Genomic DNA, 5,137 nt, shown 5'->3' on the forward strand with positions numbered 1-5,137 from the left:
GGCCCCGGCCACGACCCGCCCCCGCACGGACGCCCCGGGCGATGCCATCCGCCCGACGGCCGCGCCCCGCATCCCGTCGGCCGTACCGACCCCGGCCCGGCCGGTCCCGTCGGCGACCGAGCCGGACACGGATCAGAGGTCGGCCACCAGCAGCCGGTAGCCCATGTCGACGGCGTCGAGCGCGAGCAGCCCGGCATGTCGGCTGTGCCATCGGCCGCTCGTCAGGTCGTCCGCGAGCCGGGCCAGGCCGGGGGCGACGACGTCCTCGCCGGTCTGGGCGAACAGGGAGATCCCCGCCCGCAGCCGCGGGTCGAGGTAGGCGTGGGGACGGCGCCAGTACGCGGCGGCGAACCCGTCCGTGCAGTCGTGGGGGACGGGGACCGTCTCCTGCCGTGCGCCGCCGAGCAGACCGGCCAGCCGGGCGGCGGGGACGGCACGGGTGTCGTCGAACGCGGCCGCCTCGGGGAGGTACTCCCGTACCAGCCAGAACCGTTCCCGGAAGACGTCCTGGTCCCAGGTCAGGACGACGACACGGCGGCGGGCCACCCGGCGCAGCTCCCGGATCCCGGCCGCCGGATCGGACCAGTGGTGGACGGTCAGCAGCGCCATGGCGGCGTCGACGGCGCCGTCCGGCAGCGGCAGGTGTTCCGCGACGGCCCGCACGCCGGGTGCGGCTCCCGGTGGCCGCTGGCCGAGCATGACCCGGCTGGGCTCGACCGCGAGGACCGTTTCGGGTGGTTCGTACGAGCCGGTGCCCGCGCCGACGTTCAGGACGCTCGTGATGCCGTCGCCGAGCGCGGCACGGATCCGCGCGGCGATCCGGGAGTCGGGCCGCCGCGTCCGGGCGTAGGCCGTGCCGAGGGTGTCATAGGTCGCCATACGGTTCAGGCTGCCCGGCGCCGTGCCCCTGGCGCCGCACCCTTTCCGCCACCTCGCTCTTCTCGGTCTCCCACCAGGGCCGCACCAGTCCGGGAGCCGGTCCGTCCTCGGACTCCCGGGCCGCCGGGGCGAGTTCGCCGTCCAGCCGGCGGTCCAGTGCCGCCGACTGGGCGCGCTCGGCGCGGGCCCACTGGACGAGGATCGCCAACAGGAAGGGCAACGCGGCCAGTTCGGCGATGCCGAGCATGGCCCCGCCGCCGATCTGCTGGTCGTGGCGGACGTCGGGGGACCAGGGCGGCGCGTGGTGCAGGTACCAGGCGCCCGCGATCAGGGTGCCGTGCGTCATGACCACGAGGCCGGGGAGGGCGTCGACGATGCCGTCCAGGAAGACCAGGGCCGCCCGCACGGGGTGGGTGCACCAGGCGGGCAGGGCCTGTTCGCGGGTGAGCACCGGCAGGACGAACAGGCAGCGGGCCGCCGGCAGGTGCAGGTACATCAGCTCGTGCAGCCGGCCGACGCGCAGTGCGGTGGCGAAGTACGGCGTGAAGTAGACGGTCAGTTCCGTGGCCGACACCAGGACCGTGCTGACGAGGGGGAACGTCAGGGTGCTGACCATTCGGCCGGTCATGGCCCGCCGCACCCGGCCCGCACCGCCCTCCGGCAGCGCCTCGACCGCGAGCCGCACCGCCAGAACAGTTCATGGTCGTAGACGGCCGGCCCGGACATCGTGGCCCCGACGATCGCGCCCAGCCCGAGCACGGCGAACGCGGCGAGGCGCGCGAGGGGCCAGGAGCCGCCCCGGCCGCGGACCCGGGCGACACCCGGACGTGACCGAGAGCGTGTTCATCAACATGAATGAGAATCATGTACACGACTATTGACGCGTCCACGGCAAGACTCTTACGTTCCCAGAAAGCGCTTACCCCAGCCAGTCCCTTGCGTCCGATCTCACCCTGGAGACGAACGATGCACCTGAGACCAGTGATCGCGTCCGTCGGCCTCCTGGCCGGCAGCCTCGTCGCGCTGTCCGGGAACACGGCACAGGCGGCGACCACCCGGTACGAGGCCGAGACATCGCCGGCCGTCTGCACCGGCGCCATCGAATCGAACTGGACCGGATACTCCGGCAGCGGGTTCTGCAACGGCGACAACGGAACCGGCGGCTACTCCCAGTTCACCGTGACCGCGTCCACCGCCGGCACGGCGACCCTGAAGGTCCGCTTCGCCAACGGCACGACCTCCGCACGCGCCGCGAACATCGTGGTCAACGGCACGACGGCCACCACCGCGTCCTTCGAGGGCACCGGCGCCTGGAACACCTGGGCGACCAAGACGCTCACCGTGCCGCTGCGGTCGGGCAGCAACACCGTCCGGCTCGCCCCGACCACCTCCGCCGGCCTGCCCAACATCGACTACGCCGACGTCGAGACGAGCGGCAGCGACCCGCAGCCCACCGGCCCGGTCCTGTACGTGTCACCGACCGGCACGGACAGCGCGGCCGGTACGGAGTCCAGCCCGACGACCCTCACCTCGGCGATCAGCCGCATCTCGGCGGGCGGGACGATCTACCTGCGCGGCGGCACCTACCGCTACTCCCAGACCGTCACCATCCCGGCGGGCAGGAACGGCACCTCCGGCGACCGCACGGAACTGTTCGCCTACCCGGGCGAGACCCCCGTGCTGAACTTCTCCGCCCAAACCGAGGACCCGGCCAACCGCGGTCTCGCCGTCAACGCGTCGTACTGGCACGTCAAGGGCATCGTCGTCGAACGGGCCGGTGACAACGGCATCTTCCTCAGCGGCAGCAACAACGTCATCGAGCGCACGGTGACCCGCTTCAACCGCGACTCGGGGCTCCAGCTCTCGCGGGCGCTGTCCAGCACGCCCAAGGACCAGTGGCCGTCGAACAACCTGATCCTGAGCGCGGAATCGCACGACAACGTCGACTCCGACGGCGAGGACGCCGACGGCTTCGCCCCGAAGCTCACCGTCGGCCCCGGCAACGTCTTCCGCTACACCGTCTCCCACAACAACATCGACGACGGCTACGACCTCTACACCAAGACGGACACCGGCCCCATCGGCGCGGTGACCATCGAGGACTCCCTCGCCTACGACAACGGCACCCTCAGCGACGGCTCCCAGGCCGGCAACGGCGACCGCAACGGCTACAAGCTCGGCGGCGACGACATCGGCGTCAACCACGTCGTCCGGCGCAGCATCGCCTACCAGAACGGCAAACACGGCTTCACCTTCAACAGCAACACCGGCGCGATGCAGATCTCGGACAACGTGAGCATCGGCAACGAGCAGCGCAACTTCAACTTCGACTCGGGCAGCACGTCGGTGTTCCGGAACAACACCTCGTGCGACAGCGGGTCGAACGACCGGATCATCGGCAACTCCGACAGCTCCAACCAGTTCTGGTCCGGCTCGAACGGCTCCCGCTGCTCCTCCTACGCCGGGGCCCTGCGCTGGTCGTTCGGCTCGGACGGGCGGCTCGTCGTGACGTTCGGCGGCAGCCGGTAGCCTGGCCGTATGGCATGCACCGGCATTGCGCACTGCTTCCTCTGACACCGCGGTGAGGACGGCGACGTGAGCGGATCACGTCGCCGTCCTCGGCGTGCCCGCCGTTCTCGCGGGCACCGACGACTCCCCGTTCACCGCCTGCATCCAGCTCGGCCGAGACGCCTTGTCCCGCTGAGCTGTCGAGGAGCATCCATGCCGACCACCCCTGCGGGACCCGGCCGACGCCGCCCGTCCGACCGGCTGCTGACCGTCCTGACCTGCCCCCTGTGCCCGTCGGGCCTGGAGCGCGCCGACGGCGCGCTGCGGTGCGCGGGCCGGCACACCTTCGACATCGCCCGCCAGGGCTACGTCAGTCTCCTGACCGGCCACCGGCGGGCCGCGAGCGCCGACTCCGCCGACATGGTCAGGTGCCGCGGCGCGTTCCTCCGGGCCGGGCACTACGACCCGCTCGCCCGTACCCTCGCGAGGCTCGCCACGGAACTCGCCCCGCCCGACGCCGTCGTACTGGACGCCGGGGCCGGCACCGGGCACTACCTCGCGTCCGTCCTGGACGCGCTGCCCGGGGCCATGGGGCTCGGGCTGGACAGTTCGGCCCACGCCCTGCGCGCCGCGGCCCGGGCCCACGCCCGCGGTGAGGCCGCCGGGTGGGACGTCTGGCAGCCGTGGCCGGTCCGGTCCGGCTCCGCCCACCTCCTGCTCAACGTCTTCGCGCCCCGCAACGGGCCGGAGTTCCACCGCGTCCTGCGGCCGGACGGCGCCCTGCTCGTCGTCACGCCCAGCGACCGGCATCTGCGCGAACTGCGCCGGTCCGTGGGGCTGCTGGAGGTCGACCCCAGGAAGGAGGAGCGCCTGCGCCGGACGTTGGCGGACCGCTTCCGGCACGAGCGGGCCGAGCCGCTGGAGTACACCATGAGCCTCACCGCCGGGGACGTCGCCGGTCTGGTGACGATGAGTCCGGCGGCACATCACGTCGGTGACGCGGAACTGCGGCGCCGGGTAGCGGAGTTGGCGGTGCCGGTGCGGGTGACCGCCTCGTTCGTGGTATCCGTGTACCGGCCTCGGGAACGTTAGGGGACGGTCAGGCGGCGGGCCGTGCGGTCTCGTCCATGCGCTGCTGCTGGGCCGTGGTGAGCGTGCGGATCATCAGGGCGGCGGCCCCGGCCGCCGCCACGATCACCATGTCGGCGGCGAGCAGGGGCAGGACGTCGGTGTAGGCGCGGGCGATGACCTCGTCCGTGGAGTCGGCGTGGACGAGGCCCACGCCGCCGGCCAGGCCGAGCAGCCACAGCCCCCACCACCAGTTCACGACGGCCGGCAGCGGCCGGTCGGGGAAGACGGACCGGTGGGCGTCCGCGACGATGCCCCGGGGTATCCACAGGTTCACCACGGGGACGATCCAGCCCGCGAAGAGCCAGGGATACGTGTACCGCGGTTCCGCGCCCGAGAGGGCCCGGGCGTTGTCGCGCACGCGGTCCAGCCAGGACAGGAACGCGAGCGCGCAGACCACCGTGACGGCCCCGCCCACGGTGCTGACCAGGTGGTAGGAGTCCTCCAGTGCGGTCAGCGGGCGGTGTACGCCGTCACCTTGGTGCGGCGGGCCGGAGGCCGGCTGCCCGGCCAGGGAGAGCCGGAGGTGCCAGAGCGCCCGGGCCGCCCAGGCCAGCGCGGCGAGGACGAGGGCGGTGACGGCGCAGCGGGCCGCGTTACGGACCGGGCGCAGGGCGGGGCC

At 72.7% G+C, this 5,137-nt stretch carries 4 protein-coding genes and 1 pseudogene; 2 read left to right on the top strand and 3 right to left on the bottom strand.

Going from position 1 to position 5,137, the window contains the following annotated elements; genetic code table 11:
* Positions 1-132 precede the first annotated feature (132 nt).
* Together CCL05_RS36285 and CCL05_RS36290 are read right to left on the bottom strand one after the other, a co-directional pair.
* On the bottom strand, positions 133-879 hold the full coding sequence (locus tag CCL05_RS36285) for a class I SAM-dependent methyltransferase (protein ID WP_086564899.1): 747 nt from the start codon (positions 877-879) through the stop codon (positions 133-135).
* Positions 866-1,701: pseudogene (locus CCL05_RS36290) on the bottom strand (cytochrome c oxidase assembly protein); the annotation flags it as partial. The gene CCL05_RS36285 and the pseudogene CCL05_RS36290, both read right to left, overlap by 14 nt.
* A gap of 144 nt (positions 1,702-1,845) precedes the next feature.
* On the opposite strand from CCL05_RS36290, the gene CCL05_RS36295 reads away from it, so the two are divergent.
* Positions 1,846-3,408, top strand: a complete 1,563-nt coding sequence (locus tag CCL05_RS36295) for a carbohydrate-binding protein (protein WP_107400560.1) — start codon at positions 1,846-1,848, stop codon at positions 3,406-3,408.
* Positions 3,409-3,600: 192 nt separating this feature from the next.
* Entirely contained in the window at positions 3,601-4,479 is an 879-nt protein-coding gene (locus tag CCL05_RS36300) for a putative RNA methyltransferase (RefSeq protein ID WP_086564901.1), read from the top strand.
* A gap of 7 nt (positions 4,480-4,486) precedes the next feature.
* Here the strand turns inward: CCL05_RS36300 and CCL05_RS36305 are convergent.
* On the bottom strand, positions 4,487-5,137 hold a 651-nt coding region (locus tag CCL05_RS36305; RefSeq protein ID WP_244204521.1), incomplete at its 5' end, for a DUF4328 domain-containing protein.

Source organism: Streptomyces africanus (assembly GCF_002150735.1).
Taxonomy (GTDB): domain Bacteria; phylum Actinomycetota; class Actinomycetes; order Streptomycetales; family Streptomycetaceae; genus Streptomyces; species Streptomyces africanus.